The organism is Acinetobacter tandoii (genome assembly GCF_008867985.1).
Lineage (GTDB): Bacteria > Pseudomonadota > Gammaproteobacteria > Pseudomonadales > Moraxellaceae > Acinetobacter > Acinetobacter tandoii.
On the sequence record NZ_VXLD01000014.1, the window covers coordinates 15,378 to 33,765 of the forward strand.

Genomic DNA, 18,388 nt, shown 5'->3' on the forward strand with positions numbered 1-18,388 from the left:
TGGCTCTTTTTTTTGCCTATCTTGCTATACGTAGCTATACAAAGGGGTGTTTATGGCGGCACTAAAAGAGCCTGTAAAAATGTTTATAGTTCAGTCTCTTGCATGCTTTGAAACCCCTCAACAAGTAGTAGAAGCTGTAAAGCAAGAATATAAGATTGAAATCACAAGGCAGCAGGTAGCTTTATACGATCCAACGAAAGTTGCGGGTCGCAATCTTAGTAAGAAGTTGAAAGATTTGTTTGAGCGTACACGCAAAGATTTCCGTAATAATATTGAAGATATTGCTATTGCGAATAAAGCATTTCGTTTGAATGAGCTCCAGAAAATGTATGAAGATTCTGGAAAAAATAAACGAGCAAAACAAAACTTGCTGAAACAAGCCTTTCAAGAGACAGATGGTCGTGTGACCAAGCAGGAAATTACAGGCAAAGATGGCAAACCAATCGAGACTGTAAATTCCAGCATATCAACAGAAAGCTACCTTAAAGCAAGGGAGCAGGTTTTAGATGAGTACTGACCCAGCACGTGAACTTGCAATACGCATTGAAGCTCAAGAAGATTTGTACTTCTTTTCTCGATACATGTTCAAGGAGCGCCGTAAATACAAGTGGATGCACAACTGGCACCATCGAGTCGTTTGTGATGCTCTAATGAAGGTGTTTCGAGGTGAGACAAAACGGTTAATCATCAACATACCTCCGCGATACTCCAAGACTGAATTGGCTGTAATTAATTTTATGGCCTGGTGTTTTGGCAAAGTGCCTGATTGCGAGTTTATTCATATCAGCTACTCAGCAACGCTGGCAGCAAACAATGCATTTCAGACGCGAAATTTGGTTCAAGAAACAGCTTTTAAGCGAGTGTTTCCAGACTTTGAGCTTAGAGACGACAGTAAAGCAAAGGATGACTGGAGAACTGTTGCTGGTGGTGTCTGCTATGCACAGGGGACAGGCGGTACAATTACGGGTTTTGGTGCGGGGAAGATTCGAAAAGAGTTTGGTGGTGCGATTATCATCGATGATCCACATAAAGCCAGTGAAGCAAGCTCAGACACAATTCGGGGCAATGTAATTGAATGGTTTCAAAACACATTAGAGTCTAGAACCAACTCTCCAGATACCCCGATCATCGTAATTATGCAGCGTCTGCATGAGCAGGACTTAGCAGGTTGGTTACTTGATGGTGGAAACGGTGAAGAATGGGAGCATTTGTGTCTACCTGCAATTCAACCTGATGGCTCGGCATTATGGCCTGAAAAGCATAGCATTGAGCGATTAAAGGTCATGGAGGATGCAGCGCCGTATGTATTCTCTGGTCAGTATCGACAATTACCATCACCGCCTGCAGGCGGTTTTTTTAAGCCCGACAGAATTGAAATTGTAGAAGCCCTTCCTGCGGAGTTCATTAAAGAGGTTCGGGCATGGGACCTTGCTGCATCTGAGAATGAAGGGGATTGGACAGCAGGACCAAGAATGCTCAAGACCAAAGACAACATCATCTACATTGTGGATATGGTTCGTGGACGATGGGGACCAGATGGTGTTGAGAATACGATCATTCAGACAGCAAAAATGGATGGTCGATCAGTAGGCATCAGACTTCCTCAAGATCCTGGTCAAGCGGGTAAAGCTCAAGCTAAAAACTTCATTACAAAGCTCAGCGGATTTAACGTCAAAGCTGAAACGGTATCAGGTGACAAGATTACCAGGGCACAGCCATTTGCAGCACAGGTCAACATAGGCAATGTGAAGATGCTTAGCGGTGACTGGAATAAAGCACTCATTGAAGAATTACGAAACTTTCCAAATGGTACTCATGACGACCAAGTGGATGGTTGCAGTGATGCTTTCAATGATTTGAATGAAGCAAGAATTGGTAAAAAACCTGCAGGTGCAGGTAGTCGTACATATTAAAAGGAAATCACATGGCAAAGCCTAAAAAAGACAAAGCGTCAAAGAAGTCTTTGTCACGCGGTAAACTTTACACTCAAGAAGCTATTTCAAACTTCTTTTCACATTTTGGCAGACAACCAGATAATGATGAAGTGCTTCGTAAGGCGGGTATTACTCGTCATAGATTGCGAGTGCTTCTTGATGATGATGAAATTGCACAAGCTGTAGAGACACGGATTGATGCATTATTGGCTACGCCATATCGAATTGAGCCAAGTGATACGCCAGAGGCTGTTCACTTAAAACAACAGTTGGATGAGTGGTACTTTGAAATTGCATCTGGTGCATTGAATGCATTGTTCTTTGGTTACTCCGTTCAAGAAGCTGTGTATGAGTTAAAGGAAGAAGGTTATATCGGGCTGCAATGGATTGGTGAAAAGCCAATGCAATGGTTTGAGCCTAAGAATGATGGTCGCTTACTTCTACGAAAAGAGGGTAGTTCTCAGGAGTTAGAGGTTGATAAAATTTTTAAATTTTTCCTTACTCGCCGCAAAGCTTCTTATGAACAACCCTATGGCAAAGCATTATTAGCTACACTTTATTGGGTGTTTTTCTTTAAGCAAAATGGGTTCAAGTTTTGGGCTAAATTTCTGGAGCGTTTTGGCACACCAATTCTTCTTGGTAAATGCGAAGATTCAGAAATTGATGATATGAATCAGGCACTGCTTAATGCACATGCTCAGAGTGTCCTATCAATTGATGCTAAAGATGATGTACAGGTTTTAGGTACAACTGGCGCAAGTGGTACTGCTGGATCAGCCTTTGAGACGTTTAATAAAACGCTCGCACAACAAATTCAGAAGATCGTATTGGGACAAACCCTTACCAGTCAATCTGATGGCACCAGTGGCTATGCTTTAGGTAAAGTTCACGAAAACGTTCGCGCTGACAAACTGAAGTCAGATATTCGACTCACCACCCCAACATTACAAGCGGTTGTTAACGCGTTGTGTTGGCTGAATAACTGGCCAGAACATAAAGTCATTATTGGTGAAGAAGCAAAGCCACTTAATAAAGAACAGGCTGAACGAGATGCTCACCTGAAGAACGCAGGCGCCAACCTGACGAATCAGTACTTCATGCGAGAGTATGGATTGCAGGAAGGTGATGTTGTGGATGCTCCTCAAATCACAGTACCGTCACAGTTCAAAGCTCTCCCACACAGAGCCTTTAGCTTTGCCGCCAGCACCAAGAAACTCTCACCAGAGCAGCAGGAAGTTGAAGAGCTTACCGATGGGCAGCGATCGATTGATTTACTGGATCAGAAGCAAGTGAATGAGCTGATTCAGTCAAGCGAGACGCCTGAGGCTTTGGCATTCAATCTTATGCGGCTGATGCCAGGTGCAAATGAGAGCCAATTTACGGCCAATCTAGAAATGGCATTGTATGCAGCTGATGTGCTGGGGTATGTCACGGCAAGTGGGGATAAATGAAACCAATCACTTTTTTAGAGGCTCTGCATTTCGCTCAGTCTCGTAAAATCGTATTGCCTGATGAATTCTATTCAATGGATCTCAATACTCGGCAATTGGCAACTACAGTGAGTTTTCTGTCTGGGATTGAGCAGATCGAGACAGTCATTAAATTGCTCAACAAGACCTTGGCAGAGGGTGGAACATTCAACGACTTTCAGAAGTTGATTGAAGAAAATGAGATCGTGCTGAGTAAGTACTATCTTAAGAATGTATTCCGTACAAACATCCAGACGGCTTATGGTCATGGACGTTGGCAGCAACAGCAAAAGAATAAGGCGAAACGACCTTATTTAATGTACTCAGCGATTGATGATACGCGAGTGCGTCCTAGCCATTTGGCTTTGAATCGAATCATCAGACACATCGATGATCCGTTTTGGTTGCTGTATTACCCGCCGTGGGGATTCATGTGCCGGTGCACCGTAACTGCATTGACTGAGAAAGAAGCGAAGAAGCTCGGTATTACTTCTGATGAAGATCTACCACAAATTGCAGAGGATATGGGTTGGTCTACGAGTCCACTGACATTCGGTGAAATGGAATCAGTCGTCGATCAAAAGATTGCTGACTCAATCTTAGATAAGCAATATCTACTCGAGCAGAAGCAAGCGATTCAGGCTGAATGGACTGCAAGCAAGAAGTTGATGAGCCTGTTATCTCCAATGAATGATTCCAGTCGGGATCTATTCAATACGATTGCAGACACAGTAGTACCACTTGATCCAACACTTAGACCAAGTGCGATCAGGACGCTGGTGGATTATGTACAGGGTAATGATGCTGCATTAACTGCTTATGTTCAGAAGCCAGCTATCTCATTGGCAGAGGAAGTGCTTAAGCGTTGGGTCAAAGAGGATATGGCTAAGATTCAGGCTGTATCTGCAAACGCCGTGGATGTGGTCAGAGGATCCACAACACTGGCTTATGCTGCTTCGCTTGAAGTGGGCAAAGTTATCACCTTGGATTCGCCGTTATTGCTTACAGGTGTTCAATCAAACATTGTGATTCAAATTGAGAATGCAAAAGGCTTAGGTATTGATCTTGAAAAACTCAATGCAGGGCAAGGCGTGTTGTTTGAGATGGGGTTGTCGTTTGAGGTGGTTTCAGTTGCACCCTCAGATGGGAAGTTGATTTATGTGTTAAGAGCATTGGTGAATTAGATGAAATTGATTTTAAAAAATGGAATGAGCGTCTTATATAAAGATGGCATGAGCTTAACGGGGATGAACATTGTTTCAATCGTTGCTGATTCAAAAGAAGACCGATTTAATTTGCGCATGCTTCTCACTGGTGGTCTAAAGGTTGATAAAGATGGATGCCATCCATTGGGTTGCAATTTTGGTTCAAACGCCTTGAATCAAAGCTCCGATATGTCGAACTATAACCAACCATTAAGCTTAGTGCCGAACGGCAGTAATGTGTCAGCGGATGGTGGAGCTTTAACTACGAGCATTAAAAAAAATTATTCACTTGAAGAAAAATTGCGAATTATCGATACGCTGACATCAGCTCTTAAAAATGAAAACTCAACATTTTACGATCACACCAAAGAAACTGAAGATAAGTTGCTAGCGTTAATTCGAAGCATTTAAAACACAATCATTCAAAACCGCCTTTATAGGCGGTTTTTTTATGGAGCATGAAAATGCCAGAACAAAATGAAGAACGCTTGAAGTACCTATTCAATGCATCAGCAATTGAGGTGCCTAAAGCAGAAGAAGGGCAAAAGCGGAAATTCAATGGTACCGCTTATGCTGGTGGGCGAGTCGATGGTCATTGGTACTGGGGACGTTCAGGAGTTGTATTCGACCTTGATGGTATTGAGATTGATCGGCCTACAGCGTTGCTTGAAGAACACTTTAGTTCAAGTCGAATCGGTGTGGTACGAGAAGTCGATACCAATGGAAAAATCAATGTATCGGGAGACTTCCTAACTAATACCAAGGCACAAGAAATCGTACAGGATTCTGACGATGGGTTTCCATTTCAAATGTCCATGATGATTGATCCTGGATCTATAGAAGAAGTGGCTCAAGGTAAACAAGTGGTAGTGAATGGCCAGACTTTTGAGGGTCCAGTCACTGTATTCCGTCAAAACCGGATTCGTGAGTTCACGATCTGTTCAACAGGAGCTGACCGCAATACATCAATCAAAGCCTTCTCAGGCAAATCTAACCCTAACCCAACCAAAGAGGAAACGGATGTGACCGAACTCGAACAGGCGAAAGCCCGCATTCAAGAGCTTGAAACCCAAAACAAACAATTCGCAGCAGCAAAGCGTGAAGCCGAGATTACTGCTTTAGCAAAAGATTTAGGCAAAGAATTTAGTGCTGAAGATATTGCGGAAATGAAAACGTTAGATGACTCTGCTTTTGCATTTTCAGCAAAACAACTTCGCCAATTCTCGGCAAGTAGTCAGCCTCCTGCAGGTCAACAACAACAGCAAACTAACACCGTTCCAGCTCACTTACAGTACTTGTTTAGCCACCAAGCTACTGGTGGTCAGGGTGGACAAGCAGGGCAAGGTCAGCCACAAGGCTCTGCATTAGATCAAGCATTTGCACAATTTGCTGCAGCACAACAAGGAGCTCATAAGTCATGAGTCAAACAATTACAGAAACACTCGTCAGCAAACAATTGATTGTTGGTGATGGTGTACGAACAGAAAATGCCAAACCCACTACGGGCACCGCATATAAACGCGGTGATCTCGTACATGTTGATGCAAATAACGTAGTAACGCACCCAACATTTACGGGTAATGCGTTAAGTGTATGGGAAGCCATTGTTGTCACTGACTTTACGGCAGAACAATCTACATATCACGTTAATAACGGACTCGAAATGCCGATCTATGTGCAGGGTCCCTTCGATGTGGATGTAGTTACAGTGAATGGCACAGAACTCACCGCAGCTCAGGTAGATGGCGTTCGTGCACAGGCATTAAAGAACAAACTTGAATTGCGCAAAGTCGCGGAGTAACCCTTAATGAGTCAATCATTTACATTCCAAAATATGCCAGTTGAATTACTGGACGTGCCTCAACTGGTTTTGTTGACGGATACCACTCAACGTGTAGATACATGGTTGATGGACCGCTTCTTCCCTCAGCGTGTGTCATATACAGAAGATGTTGTTCCAGTAGGTGAATTGAATACGGCAACCCCACTAGCCCCGTTTGTCACACCTACAGCTGCTGGTCGCCAGATCAAAGTTGGTGAGTCTGGTAAAGTGAAATCTGTTAAGCCGGCTTATTTAAAGCCGATGATGACGATCACTCCTAGCAAGTCTCAAAATACGGCTTTGATCGCTCAATTACGTCGATTTGGTGTGATTGCTACAGGCTCAAATCGTCTTTCTGATGCTGACTTACTTTTGATTGACCAAGCTCAGAAAGCACTTTACCTACGCCAGTCAATTGAAAATCGAAAATTGCTGATCGCACGAGATGTACTGCTTTACGGTAAAACCACATTCGCCTCTGCCGACTTCCCAATGTATGAAGTTGACTATGAGCGTAACCCAGCTTGTAACTTCACTCCATTGATCAAATGGGGGCAAGTAGGTGCAACTGCAGTACAAGACATTCAAACCATGATTGACCTGTCTGTTGAACACGCAGGTGTTTCTCCGAATATGGCATTAACTACCTCCAAGGTATTCAATACCTTGATTAAGGATGCGGAATTCAAAGAAAAATTCATTGCGCCGTACGCGGGTATTAGTGTTCCAATCACCCCGACTTTTGATCATTCTGATAAGCCGCAGTTCCGTGGCACGGTCGATAACATTGAAATTTGGACCTATGATGCCAAGCACAATATGGGTGGCAGTGTAGAGCGTTTTATTCCTGAAGATTTCTTTGGATTGATTTCTGATGCAAATGGCTGGATTGCTCACTGTGCCTTGCAGAACGTGGAGGCATTTGGTCAGGCTTTAGAGTTCTATTTAAGCCAATGGCAAGAAAAGAACCCATCTAGCATTCAATTGCTTGCTGAATCTTCACCGTTAGCTGTACCGAATAACAAGAATGGTCTTGTTGGTGGTCGTGGCTTTGTATAAGGAATAAATAATGACGAAGTACATTGCAAAACAGTCCATCGGTCATTTTAGACCAGGACAAGAAATTAAAGGGCTTGAAGCTAAACAACTTCAGGCCCTTTTAGCAACTGGGGCTATTGAAGAATATCAAGAGCCTGAGGAACCTAAGGCGGGTGGTACCGCAGCACAGTTGGCAAATCTTGCTGCAGAAGTTGCAGAGCTGAAAGCGAATGAACTTAAGCTGATTGAAGCTAAGGATAAGGCTGAACAAGAAAATGCAGAGCTGAAAGCGAAGGTTGAAGGTTTGGAGAAATCCCTGAATGCTTCAGAAGCGGCTTTGAAAAAAGCTACTGCCGAGGTTAAGAAGGCTGCAACGCCAACTGAAAAATAAGTAGGTGATCCATGTATGCAACGCGTGAGGATTTAATCGCTCGGTTTGGTAATGAGGTTGAGCAGCTGGAATCCATGCTATCAACCACGAATTCAATTGACGAAGCCATTCGTGATGCTACTGAGGAGATTGATAGTTATGTGGCGGTGAAATACAAGCTGCCATTACCTAACATCCCAAGTACGTTAAAGCGAGTCGCATGCAATATTGTGCGATATCGTTTGTATTTTCAGCATCCTACCGAAGAAGTTGAAAATCGCTATGAAGCAGAGATTAACTATCTCAAGCGAATTGCTGATGGAAAGGCTGTTCTCAATATTCTTAACGACCAAAACCAAGTCACTGAAGAAAAGCCTGCGAATGCACCAGCAACGATGCCGATCGGTAGTACATATCGTGGAGGTGTATTTGGGGATGCAACTTTAGACAAGATGCCTAGCATCAAGTGAGGTGCTTATGTCTGGTGTTGGTATCACCATTCAGGCAGATGGTGAATCCTTAATAGTTCAAGCGCTGGAGCGATTCTCAGGGCTTGATCAAACTAAGCAGCAATTGTTTGAGGCGATAGGTTCTACAGTCTCAAACAACATTCGACGCCGTTGGATGGTGGGCGAAGGCTTAGAGGGTAAGTGGCGTATTTCAGGTCGGGTGGCTCGTCAAGGCGGGACCACGCTTCGAGATACATCACGCTTGATGAATTCAATTACTCATAACGTTCTGCCGAATGGTGTTGAGATTGGGACAGATGTTGAATATGCCGCAATTCATCATTTTGGTGGTGAGATCCATCATGAAGCCCGTATGAGAAGGACTTACTTTCGACAAGGGCGTGGCGGTACTGTTGGGAATCGATTTGTACGTCAATCTCGTTCTAATTTTATGCAGGAAACTATGGGTAAACCATACAAGGTCAATATGCCTCGCCGTCCTTTCTTGGGGCTCACCGAGTCCGATGAAAATGAGGTGATGGATATAATTGTGGAGCATTTAACCCATGAGTGATGCAGAAAACTTCTTTGCTGTTCGTTCTGAAATTGCCGAAAAACTCAGCGAAATTGCCGACTTTAAGATGATTTATACACCAGCTAATTCAGCCAAAATCACTGAAATGACACAGGTAACTCCAAACGCCCAGGTGTATTACCGCCGTGTACGTAAAGTAGATGATGCGGGACGATCATCGACCAACATGCTTGCCAAGCAATGGGAAGTAACTGTTGTTGAGCGGCATGCTGCATCACAGTTGAGTAATGGAGCTGAAGCACTGGATCGAGCTGGGATATTGACGCAAAAGGTTCTAGAGCTTCTATGTGGTTGGAATCCAGCGTCAAGTGCAAGACCGCTAGACTTGGTTGCGATTGAGGAGGATTACTCGACTACCTGTGTGTATATCACTTTGGTGTTTGAATCAAAAACATTCGTATAGGAAACCATATGACTAAGCAATACAAAGCCCGGCAAACTGTCGGGCGTTTTCGTACTGGGGATATAGTGGGTGGTTTGACCGCCGCACAGATCCAAGACTTACTGCAGCGTGGTGTGATTGAAGAAGTGAAGGAAGCTTCTGAGACTAAGCCTGCTGTACAAACCAAAACAGCAAAAGAGGCTAAAGTAGATGGCTAAACCTGATCTAATTTCACTGCAAGGTGAGATGCTTGCCGCATTAATTACTAATGGCGTAGTGGGGCCTTATTTGACGATGGGTAATGCACCCAATATGAAAATTGCGATTTCATCTGACTCAACTGATCATTTCACTGCTATAGATGGGACACGCGCAAAAGATGCAATTTTGCGTAAAGCTACTGGTGTGACATTTAGTGGATCTCTTGAAGAGCTTAATAAGCAAAACAAGAATATTTTGTTTAGTGGTGAAACAGCCAAAACGACAGTTCAAGCCCTTGCAGATCAATCACTGGGAACTGTTCAGGCGGGTCACATGATCAGCCTTGGTCATCGCAATTTAACTGGGGTTGCTTTCAAAACTGGAAGTACGAATATCGATCCATCCACTTACAGTTTAGATGCGGTATTTGGCACAGTCGAATTTCTTGTAGAACCTGCGGGACCTGTAACTTGGTCAGGTAGTGCAGGTGTGGTAGAGCGAACAGCTATGGCAACCCATTTTGGGCGTGAGTACGCCTTACTATTCAAAGGGATTGATACTTACTCGGGTGACAAGCTTTCTGTTGAATTGTGGCGAGTTCAGTTCTCACCAGATACTGAATTTGACTTGATCAATGAAGACTTTGCATCATTCGATGTTGAAGGTGAGTGTTTAGCAGATTCATCCAAAGCGAATGATCCACAAGCTGGTCCATTCGGTTGTATTGATCGATTTTCCGTAGCATAAGTTTTACAGGCACAAAATACTAGGCGCATGAGCGTCTTTTTTTTGTGCCTGTTTTTTAGGATTCCATCATGAATGATTTCTTCATTGCAGCGAACCGTAGCTTAAGCCTTGAGATAGATGATGTCTCACTTGAGGTACGTCAGATCCTCATGCGCCAGTTTGATTTATGGGTAGGTGCAGCTGATCCCATTAAGAATATGCTGGGAAATGTGAGTGATTATTCAGATGAAATTTTAAAGAATGTGATTCAAGAGCATTTGATTGAATGTGTAGTAATCCTTCAGCTTATTACTGATCTAGATCATCAAGCGATCTTAAATACGGCACAAGATCAGGAAGTATTTATTCAACTACTGCAAACAGGCCTAAAAGCCAATCAGGCATATTTCATTGATAAAGAGCAGAAATCGAAACGCCGTAAGAAGCGTACTGAAGTAGACGATCAGAGCTCCACTTGGTTTGATTCATTTCAGTTGTTGGTATCGAATGGTCATAGCCATGAAAGCATCATGAATATGACCTATGGAGCATTTAAGCTTTATACCGAAGCAGTAGTGAAGCGTGAAAAGCAGAATATTGCCACTCAATCTAATATCATCCGTATGGCTCATCATGCGGCAGCGAAGCAATTCAAAAGTTTTATTGATGAATTGAAGGAATAAAAAAATCTTTAATTTCCTGCTATTTATTTTTACCTTTAATTAAAATATTATTCCTGAAAATTAGAGGGGATAACATGAAAAAGATAATTTTATTAGCAATAATGCTGGGGCTTGTTGGATGTGGGGAGAACGGGTCGTCTGATGTCGCTTCACCTACAAACAATCAAAGTACAGAACTAACATCAAATAACATTCAACAAGCATCTGCTCGATCAATATCTACGTATTCAATGACAGTGCCTTTTGATGGGTGGCATTTATTTAATCCAAAGGCTTTGGGGGCATCAGCATTATACGAAGGTACTAAGGACGCACTCACCTCATCAGCCGTACTTACAGCTGATGCTTCTCAGGTAGCTAAAGTATTAGGGAAAGGAGTTGCTGGTTATGCACTTTCAGTAGCAGTTGAGGAGTTGCTCGGGGCTGTTGATTGGGTGATGGATCCTGCGAATAATCGAATTAAATATACAGTTAAGCCTTTAGATCCTAAAGATCCTACTGTCCAATATTATTACTCTACGGGTTCAAAAATGAGTAATGGCCAATCAGCATTTGGTCTAACAGCATTGCAAGCTTGTGAGAATTTGATAGCTGGTACTACACGTTTAGCAGGTAAGATTGCCAATGCTGAGGAGATAGCAAAGTCCAACGATAGATATTGCTTTTATGATCAAACATCAATGCTTGGTAATATTTATAGAAATAAAAACCCAGCTTATGATCCTTCTTTAAAAAAAGAAGAATATCTACTTCTAGAAACCGTTGCTCAAAAAGTAATTGAAAATGCAGATGCTGGAAGTCTAGATGCTCAAGTGGCCACAATGGCGGCAGCCGCACAGAAACTTGCGGATGCTGCAAATGATGAAGAGATAGAGCAAGAAATTGTTGATGACTTAGAGGCTAATGCAAATAATTGTAACCCTAGTAAAGATGAAAATTGTCTGCCAGGATGTAATCCACCTGCAGGTGTAAAATTCAATAAAATTACACACTATGAAAGACATGGTCGAAATCCTGACCCTAATGCTGGTTCACATGGTTGTATGGAGAAAACGGGCAGTCCAGTACATTGGCATTACCATGTTAACAACCAATTACCTGATGGGCGTTGCATTAGAGGGCGTTATTTTGGCGGATGTGGAGAAGCACCATGACTGACAAATTTGATAAGTATTTAGGTGTTTTACATGACTCAAGATTGTATGGGTTCTTGTTAGACTGGAATCCAGAGTTATGGAAATTCGACGTTATTTTATACATCCACATTTTTTCTGATTTTGACTTTGAATTAGAGCGGTACTCACTTGAAAAGGCATTAGTCACCTTTGAAAATGCATCAATAGATAAATTCAGCATTACCAATGATTTGTATTGTGGACAATTCTATATTACACAATACGATGTTAACGATTTGGGGAATGGGAAATATCAGTTCATTTTTGAGTTTAATGACGAGATTCCTGAGCTGGTTTTAACAGCTGAAAATATGCGAATAACAACTTCAGGAGTAGTTGAAAGTAAGAATGATCAATTTCTGGCTACTAATTGGTCAAAATTATTAGATTGAATAAAGAACAGTTTTGAAATTCGTAACCGACTCAAGCGAGTCGGTTTTTTATTGTCCATAATTTGAGGTTTCTATGTCTGGAAAGAATTTAACGTTTAAGTTGGTGATGGATGCAGACACCAAGGATTATGTCGCCAATACCAAGCAAGCCCAAGATGTAACTGTTAAGGTCTTTGAGGAAATTAAGCGTGAAGCTGAAGAGGTTAGAAAGGCTTCGGAGTCTATTTCAAGAGAGCTAGAAAACATTGTTCCTAAAGGCACTAAAGAATTAGTCGAAAGTCTAAATCAATCACTGACTAAGGCAACTGAAATTATTAATGGTGCAGGTGAGCATGCAAGTGAAGCTGCAAATAACTTTGCTGATTTTGGTCGTAAGTCTGAAAAAGCGATTGATGTAGTTAATTCAGATCTCGCTGAAGCAAAACAGAAATTACAAGACTTTGCGGACACCAAAGCTACGCCAGCGGACATTGATCGTGCTCAGGCTGAAGTTGATCAACTTGAAAAAGAAGTTCAGCAGGTTGATCAAGCGTTCGATGGCTTTAACGGTGCGGTTGCTGATGCTGGTAATCAGGCAGAAAAGTCAAACTCTAAGGTAGAAGCACTTTCAAAAGGGTTTGGTGCCGCTAAGTTTGCTGTTACTGCATTAGTTGGAGCAATGGGCGCTTTGGGTGTGGGTCTTGGTATTCGAGAATTAGCTCAAGCAGCTGATACTTATACAAACCTCTCAGTAAGAATAAATATTGCTACCCGAGAGGGTGGAAACTTTAATCAGGCAATGGCTGGTGTCCATCAAGTTGCCTTGATGACTAATTCAACTCTTGAGGCTACAGGTAGTTTATTCGTACGTATCAATACGATCAGTAAAGATATGGGGATGTCGCAACAACAAGCCCTTGATTTAACCAAAACCGTTACACAGGCAATTCAAATTGGTGGTGGATCAGCAGAAGCAAGTGAAGCAGCTGTACAGCAATTTATTCAGGCTATGCAAGGTGGCGTACTTCGTGGTGAAGAGTTTAACTCCATCATGGAAAACGGCTATGGACTGGCGGAAGCATTAGCTAAGGGTTTGGGAGTTACCACAGGTGAGCTGCGTAAGATGGCTGAGAATGGTGAGCTTTCATCAGAGCGCGTCATCAAGGCAATTCAGTCTCAATCTGCATCAATCCAAGAAACATACAACCAGTTCCCAACCACGATTTCGAATGCGTTGCAAAAGATTGCCACTTCTTGGCAGATCTTGATCGGTGAAATGGATCAGGCAAATGGAGCATCTGCTACTGTAGCGCAATGGTTGTCCACCCTTGCCGATAATATGGGTCTTTTGAAACCAATCATTGATGATATTGGACAAGGGCTTATACGTTTTGGCGATTATTACTCGAGCATCTACGATCAAGCTACTTTAGATTCACTTAAAATCGCATTAGTCAGCATCTACAACACCATTAAAAGCTTATTTAATACTGTGCTTGAGGTTGGTGAAGCAACAAACGACTTATTTAGCGATGCCCTTTCTGCCGTATTAGGATTCACTGATGGACTGTACCCAGCTGGACAACAGGTCAGTGGATTTCAGAAGTTTATTGATTTACTCAATATCGCCGTTGGATTGTTGAGTGATGGATTTAAGTCTATTGGCATTGTGGTGAATTTATTCACTGGCACCTTGTATGGTTTGGCTTCAGCTTGGTATGAACTGAGATCTATATTCACCTGGGGTGACGTTAAAGACCAAGCGATTGCCAACATGGAGGCAATGAGAGCTAAGTCACAGGAGTATTTTGACAAAGGCTTTGATGGGATAAAGAACTTTGAGTCTCAAACACTAAGCTCAATTGATAACGTCAAGAAATCTGAGGAACAAAAGAATCAGGAACTCATAGCGGATAATCAGAAAAAACTTGATGAGCTAAAAGCCCAAGAGGAAAAACATCAATCTGATTACAAAGCTATCAGTGATGAGCGTCTTCGCTTAGAGCAACAACTATTTGATGCTCGTAAGTCTGGTAACCAAGCATCTATTGATCTGGCCACGAAAGGCTTGGCTGAGCTTGATGCTAAGGAAAAAGCCTATCAGGCTGAAAGTCAAAAAATCACTGATGCCAAGATTGAGTCTGCACAAGCCATTGCCATAGCAATGATTCAATCAGCTGATGCTGCAGGTATGGCTCAACTGAAAGTTCTGAATGCTCAACTTGCTACTCAGGGCTTAAAGGCTGAGTTTGATAGCACAGGCAAAGTCATTGTAAGTGCTATGGTAACCAGTGTTGAATCGGTTGCTTCTTTAGAAGGAAAGTTGGCTGCAGGTCGTAAAGCGGCTGATGCATTAGGACTCGATTTAGACAACGTCTTTAACCGCGTGTCAGATGGATTTTCTTCTAAGCAATCATCACTTGATAGTTTTGCAAAAAGCCTAGAGCTGATGGGAGTTAAGGGTAAAGAGGCTGGTGAAGCAACGTATTTGGCTTGGGTTAAATGGCTGGAAACAGCTAAGAACCCAGCGGAAGTGGATGCAGCTAAAGCTAAACTTTTAGAGTTTGAGAAACAAGGTGTTTTTTCCACTAAGCAAGTAGAACTGGGTATAGAGGCAATTCGCCGTGTTACTCAGCAATTACCTGATGATTTAGATCCAGTCGAGCAAGCTTTTGAGCGCTTGGGTATTAAAACCAAGGAGCAACTTAAACTTGCTGCCCAGTCTGCCTTAGCAGATTTCAATACGATTCAATCAAGTGGTAAGGCTACTGCTGATCAATTGAAACAAGCTTATGAACGGACAATGCAAGCTGCAGTTGCTTCTGGGGATCAAGTAACCATATCCGCAGCTAAAGCTAAGGCAGCTCAATTAGGATTGAATGTTGAAGTTGATGAAACTGGAAACGTGACTGTACAGACCTATGATGAAATGAATAGGGCTGTTGAAAGCCATTCTCAGCGGGTCTCGGGAGGAGCTATTAGTGCCTACCGTGAGATGGGACGGGCAATCCGTGAAGAAGCCAAAAGTTCAATCGAAGCATGGAATGAGATGATGGATGCTCGATCCAAAGCTGAGAAGGAGAATAAGACTCAACGTGTAGGTGCTGACTTTACGACTTATAACGTTTCCGATATTCAATCTAAGTTGTCTGGTATGGGTTACGACGAAGCTGAAGCAGCCAAGATTGCCAAGAACATTCTGAATCAAGGTTTAGAGATTGATAAGAATAAGGCAAGGGATGCACGTGCACGCGGTGATGAATACACCGCTAAGGCATTTGAGAAGTTGTTAAACAATGGTCAAACCTCTGCATTCGGTACCCAAAAAGTGAATGAGTTACTGGCGCGATATATGTCAGGTCAAGGATCTGCAACAGCAGGTACCAAGAGCACGGCTGTTAATGCTTTGGCACCTGAAGTGAATGTTGCGGTACCGACAACCAACGTAGAGCAATCTAAGGAGAGAGTCGTACAGAACAACATCACCATTAATGGCAAAACCATCAGTGTACCTGTTGCAGAGAGCGGCCAAGGAAGTTTTGATGAATTTTTGAGTGAGCTTGAACAACTTAAACGAGCGATGTGAATGCAATGAAACTAACACGTAAATTAACAAACCAAACCGTCTCATTAGAAGACGGTTTTTTATGGTCGGATGAATTTGATTGGAAGCCGATTGAACAGACGCAAGAGCGAGCTGTAGATGGCACGCTGATTATTCAAGAAGGCAAAAAGAAATCAGGGCGTCCGATTACCTTACAACCTGCAGCCGATGGCATGGGCTGGGTGAAACGATCAGTTCTTTCAATTCTGAAGGATTGGTCGGCGGTTCAAGGCGAAGAATTCACCCTGAAGTTTGAATATGCCAGTGATCAACGCGAGTTCAATGTCATTTTTAACCATGCTGAAAATGCGATTGAGGCCAAACCAGTTAAGGGCATTCCTGCCGCTTCTGAGAATGAATTTTACAGTGTCACTATGCGATTTACGGAGCTAAACCATGCCAATTGAAACTAATAATCTGGTCATTTATAAGTCGCAGCGTTTGACTGACACAGAAGATGGTGGGGGTAAATACTCAGGTCAAATTGTGGTGGACGGGGAGAGCAATAACCTATTCCCCGATATCTCCGAACTTGACCGTACCATGGGTGATGTCTCGATGCGCAAGATCTTTCCTGGTCTAACCAATGAAGATACAGATCCACTCATGGGAGCTACAGCATTCATTTCAGAGAATCCAGCAGATCCGAATGTATCGGCTTTACTGTTCAGTACAGAATCATGGACAGATGAACGAGCAGCTGCTCAAAACCGTGTAGAGAATTATTTGGCCAAAGGTGCACAGGCGGTTGGATCTTTACTTGACGCGGCTTACATGGGTATGAAGTCAATTCAAGTGGCCATGGATAAGTCTGAAACTGAAAACAATGTCGGTGATACGATCGTACTTGTTGTGAATGAAGGTACAGCAAATGAAGTCACTCAGTTTCTACGCCTAACTGCAGTTGAAACGCGCATTGGCACGGTCCGAGTGAATAACAGCAATGTTGAGTTCAAGATCGCAACTTATTCATTCAATGACCCACTCAGCCGAGATTTCATTGGTGTGTCCGCGACACAGTGGTACAACAATACCAAGCCAGCAACCATCATTCGGGACACGATCGTCGCGGATAGTGGTCGTTACTATGCCAGTGTGGATCTGGTTGAAGATGTCAATGTGGGCAGCTTTACCGTCAATGCTGAAAGTATCTATGCTCAGCTCATCCCATCTTCCCAAGTCGAAACGCCCTTGCTGGACTTGAATGCAGTCAGTGAAAATACCGCACTGGTTGCAGGGAGTGATGGAACGATTACAGTTCAATTCACAACAAACGTGAATACAGCACAAAGCCTCTTTCTCGGCTCTAGCGTTATGCCGGGTAGTATGTCGTTTAGTTTGTTCAGCCAATTAATCACGGACAGTGGCGGTACACTTCGCACGGCAGCAGGCACCCAAGTGGGAAGTATTGATTATCAAACAGGTCAGATTGTGTGGACCAATGCTATTGGTACAGGTAATCAGGTATTGAATATCACCTTTACACCTGCTGCAGCACCCAACCAACCTTTTGAGTCCTATGCTTTGCCCGTGACTCAGAATAACCAAGGAACCAACTGGACAGGAGTACTACTTCCGATTCCTGCACCTGGCGCACTTTCGATTTCTTATATGGCGCAAGGTAAGTTCTATGTCTTAAAAGACAATGGCACAGGGCGTTTGGTTGGGGCAAACAGTGCAGTCGGTAGCGGTACAGTTAACTATCAGACGGGATCATGGCTGTTAACCACAGGCGCTTTACCTGATGTCGGAACACCGATTCTATTGCAATGGGGTTCGCCGATTACCACTTTTGCTCGATCAAATCTTGCTGTATTACCTGCAGCGATTGAATTTGATTTAGGGCAAGAAGGGGTTAAGTCTGGCAGTGTCACTGCCACATGGTTACTTGATGGAGTGACTAAAACCGCAACTAGCAATGCGCAAGGGCAATTTACAGGGGATGCGATCGGAAGCATTAACTATGCCGCAGGTACTGGAAAGTTGATACCGAATAAGCTTCCGCAGAAAGGCACCGTATTTAACTTCGTGTTTGATTATGGTGAACCTGAGTCGCAAGTGGTTACTGATGTTGTTCCTGATGCGAATAACAAGCTGGTTTTTACTATTGGTGCAGGTGCAGCCATTCAACCTAACAGTGTTGAACTTGATATTCCATTAACCAATCAGCTTTTACAGGCGGGCGGTTCTGTCTTGATCACGGATGTGCCAGTAAGCGGAACCTTGGGGAATTTGGTCGATCGACTGGGTAATGTCATGGGTACGATTAACTACACCACAGGTGCTGTGGAGATCACGCCACATTCAACCTACACACGCTACTCGCAAAATTTCAAATCTCAATCTTACTATTTAGCGGGGTAA

Annotated in this window: 20 protein-coding genes; all 20 read left to right on the top strand. The window is 43.1% G+C overall.

Features of this window, described 5'->3' with window-relative positions; translation table 11 throughout:
- Positions 1–52: 52 nt before the first annotated feature.
- The 20 genes from F4W09_RS14870 (at position 53) to F4W09_RS14965 (ending at position 18,388) form a co-directional block, all read left to right on the top strand.
- Entirely contained in the window at positions 53–517 is a 465-nt protein-coding gene (locus F4W09_RS14870; RefSeq protein WP_151505224.1) for a DUF2280 domain-containing protein, read from the top strand.
- Positions 507–1,913: a phage terminase large subunit gene (gene terL / locus F4W09_RS14875; protein ID WP_151505225.1), complete on the top strand. Its 1,407-nt coding sequence runs from the start codon at positions 507–509 to the stop codon at positions 1,911–1,913. The genes F4W09_RS14870 and terL overlap by 11 nt, the downstream gene beginning before the upstream one ends.
- Positions 1,914–1,924: 11 nt before the next feature.
- A complete protein-coding gene (locus tag F4W09_RS14880; RefSeq protein WP_151505226.1) occupies positions 1,925–3,385 on the top strand; it encodes a phage portal protein family protein in 1,461 nt (486 codons plus the stop codon).
- Positions 3,382–4,587 carry a phage head morphogenesis protein gene (locus F4W09_RS14885; protein WP_151505227.1) on the top strand — a complete coding sequence of 402 codons (1,206 nt, stop codon included), beginning with the start codon at positions 3,382–3,384 and terminating at the stop codon, positions 4,585–4,587. Before F4W09_RS14880 ends, F4W09_RS14885 begins: the two co-directional genes overlap by 4 nt.
- A complete protein-coding gene (locus F4W09_RS14890; protein WP_151505228.1) occupies positions 4,588–5,019 on the top strand; it encodes a hypothetical protein in 432 nt (143 codons plus the stop codon).
- A gap of 53 nt (positions 5,020–5,072) precedes the next feature.
- Positions 5,073–6,029, top strand: a complete 957-nt coding sequence (locus tag F4W09_RS14895) for a hypothetical protein (RefSeq protein ID WP_151505229.1) — start codon at positions 5,073–5,075, stop codon at positions 6,027–6,029.
- A complete protein-coding gene (locus F4W09_RS14900) occupies positions 6,026–6,409 on the top strand; it encodes a hypothetical protein (RefSeq protein ID WP_151505230.1) in 384 nt (127 codons plus the stop codon). Before F4W09_RS14895 ends, F4W09_RS14900 begins: the two co-directional genes overlap by 4 nt.
- Positions 6,410–6,415: 6 nt before the next feature.
- Entirely contained in the window at positions 6,416–7,489 is a 1,074-nt protein-coding gene (locus tag F4W09_RS14905) for a major capsid protein (protein ID WP_151505231.1), read from the top strand.
- Between the two features lie 10 nt (positions 7,490–7,499).
- Positions 7,500–7,859, top strand: a complete 360-nt coding sequence (locus F4W09_RS14910) for a hypothetical protein (RefSeq protein ID WP_151505232.1) — start codon at positions 7,500–7,502, stop codon at positions 7,857–7,859.
- A gap of 11 nt (positions 7,860–7,870) precedes the next feature.
- Entirely contained in the window at positions 7,871–8,308 is a 438-nt protein-coding gene (locus F4W09_RS14915) for a gp436 family protein (RefSeq protein WP_151505233.1), read from the top strand.
- Between the two features lie 7 nt (positions 8,309–8,315).
- The gene (locus tag F4W09_RS14920; RefSeq protein WP_151505234.1) at positions 8,316–8,861 is read left to right on the top strand and encodes a phage virion morphogenesis protein; all 546 of its coding nucleotides are present in this window, start codon (positions 8,316–8,318) and stop codon (positions 8,859–8,861) included.
- A complete protein-coding gene (locus F4W09_RS14925; protein ID WP_016166760.1) occupies positions 8,854–9,285 on the top strand; it encodes a phage tail terminator protein in 432 nt (143 codons plus the stop codon). Before F4W09_RS14920 ends, F4W09_RS14925 begins: the two co-directional genes overlap by 8 nt.
- Before the next feature lie 8 nt (positions 9,286–9,293).
- Positions 9,294–9,482 (top strand): hypothetical protein, encoded by a 189-nt coding sequence (locus tag F4W09_RS14930; protein ID WP_151505235.1) that lies wholly within the window; start codon positions 9,294–9,296, stop codon positions 9,480–9,482.
- The gene (locus F4W09_RS14935) at positions 9,475–10,212 is read left to right on the top strand and encodes a phage tail tube protein (protein ID WP_151505236.1); all 738 of its coding nucleotides are present in this window, start codon (positions 9,475–9,477) and stop codon (positions 10,210–10,212) included. Before F4W09_RS14930 ends, F4W09_RS14935 begins: the two co-directional genes overlap by 8 nt.
- A gap of 68 nt (positions 10,213–10,280) precedes the next feature.
- Positions 10,281–10,874, top strand: a complete 594-nt coding sequence (locus tag F4W09_RS14940; protein WP_151505237.1) for a hypothetical protein — start codon at positions 10,281–10,283, stop codon at positions 10,872–10,874.
- Positions 10,875–10,948: 74 nt separating this feature from the next.
- A complete protein-coding gene (locus F4W09_RS14945) occupies positions 10,949–12,028 on the top strand; it encodes a hypothetical protein (protein WP_151505238.1) in 1,080 nt (359 codons plus the stop codon).
- A complete protein-coding gene (locus F4W09_RS14950) occupies positions 12,025–12,441 on the top strand; it encodes a hypothetical protein (protein ID WP_151505239.1) in 417 nt (138 codons plus the stop codon). Before F4W09_RS14945 ends, F4W09_RS14950 begins: the two co-directional genes overlap by 4 nt.
- 73 nt (positions 12,442–12,514) lie before the next feature.
- Positions 12,515–16,006, top strand: a complete 3,492-nt coding sequence (locus F4W09_RS14955; protein WP_151505240.1) for a tape measure protein — start codon at positions 12,515–12,517, stop codon at positions 16,004–16,006.
- Positions 16,007–16,011: 5 nt separating this feature from the next.
- Positions 16,012–16,431 (top strand): hypothetical protein, encoded by a 420-nt coding sequence (locus tag F4W09_RS14960; RefSeq protein ID WP_151505241.1) that lies wholly within the window; start codon positions 16,012–16,014, stop codon positions 16,429–16,431.
- Positions 16,421–18,388, top strand: coding sequence for a hypothetical protein (locus tag F4W09_RS14965; RefSeq protein ID WP_151505242.1), 1,968 nt, complete (start codon positions 16,421–16,423; stop codon positions 18,386–18,388). The genes F4W09_RS14960 and F4W09_RS14965 overlap by 11 nt, the downstream gene beginning before the upstream one ends.

Excerpts from the sequence above, each read along its gene's own strand:
- F4W09_RS14870 (WP_151505224.1), top strand. The coding sequence starts at position 53 with ATGGCGGCACTAAAAGAGCCTGTAAAAATGTTTATAGTTCAGTCTCTT.
- terL (WP_151505225.1), top strand. The coding sequence starts at position 507 with ATGAGTACTGACCCAGCACGTGAACTTGCAATACGCATTGAAGCTCAA.
- F4W09_RS14880 (WP_151505226.1), top strand. The coding sequence starts at position 1,925 with ATGGCAAAGCCTAAAAAAGACAAAGCGTCAAAGAAGTCTTTGTCACGC.
- F4W09_RS14885 (WP_151505227.1), top strand. The coding sequence starts at position 3,382 with ATGAAACCAATCACTTTTTTAGAGGCTCTGCATTTCGCTCAGTCTCGT.
- F4W09_RS14890 (WP_151505228.1), top strand. The coding sequence starts at position 4,588 with ATGAAATTGATTTTAAAAAATGGAATGAGCGTCTTATATAAAGATGGC.
- F4W09_RS14895 (WP_151505229.1), top strand. The coding sequence starts at position 5,073 with ATGCCAGAACAAAATGAAGAACGCTTGAAGTACCTATTCAATGCATCA.
- F4W09_RS14900 (WP_151505230.1), top strand. The coding sequence starts at position 6,026 with ATGAGTCAAACAATTACAGAAACACTCGTCAGCAAACAATTGATTGTT.
- F4W09_RS14905 (WP_151505231.1), top strand. The coding sequence starts at position 6,416 with ATGAGTCAATCATTTACATTCCAAAATATGCCAGTTGAATTACTGGAC.
- F4W09_RS14910 (WP_151505232.1), top strand. The coding sequence starts at position 7,500 with ATGACGAAGTACATTGCAAAACAGTCCATCGGTCATTTTAGACCAGGA.
- F4W09_RS14915 (WP_151505233.1), top strand. The coding sequence starts at position 7,871 with ATGTATGCAACGCGTGAGGATTTAATCGCTCGGTTTGGTAATGAGGTT.
- F4W09_RS14920 (WP_151505234.1), top strand. The coding sequence starts at position 8,316 with ATGTCTGGTGTTGGTATCACCATTCAGGCAGATGGTGAATCCTTAATA.
- F4W09_RS14925 (WP_016166760.1), top strand. The coding sequence starts at position 8,854 with ATGAGTGATGCAGAAAACTTCTTTGCTGTTCGTTCTGAAATTGCCGAA.
- F4W09_RS14930 (WP_151505235.1), top strand. The coding sequence starts at position 9,294 with ATGACTAAGCAATACAAAGCCCGGCAAACTGTCGGGCGTTTTCGTACT.
- F4W09_RS14935 (WP_151505236.1), top strand. The coding sequence starts at position 9,475 with ATGGCTAAACCTGATCTAATTTCACTGCAAGGTGAGATGCTTGCCGCA.
- F4W09_RS14940 (WP_151505237.1), top strand. The coding sequence starts at position 10,281 with ATGAATGATTTCTTCATTGCAGCGAACCGTAGCTTAAGCCTTGAGATA.
- F4W09_RS14945 (WP_151505238.1), top strand. The coding sequence starts at position 10,949 with ATGAAAAAGATAATTTTATTAGCAATAATGCTGGGGCTTGTTGGATGT.
- F4W09_RS14950 (WP_151505239.1), top strand. The coding sequence starts at position 12,025 with ATGACTGACAAATTTGATAAGTATTTAGGTGTTTTACATGACTCAAGA.
- F4W09_RS14955 (WP_151505240.1), top strand. The coding sequence starts at position 12,515 with ATGTCTGGAAAGAATTTAACGTTTAAGTTGGTGATGGATGCAGACACC.
- F4W09_RS14960 (WP_151505241.1), top strand. The coding sequence starts at position 16,012 with ATGAAACTAACACGTAAATTAACAAACCAAACCGTCTCATTAGAAGAC.
- F4W09_RS14965 (WP_151505242.1), top strand. The coding sequence starts at position 16,421 with ATGCCAATTGAAACTAATAATCTGGTCATTTATAAGTCGCAGCGTTTG.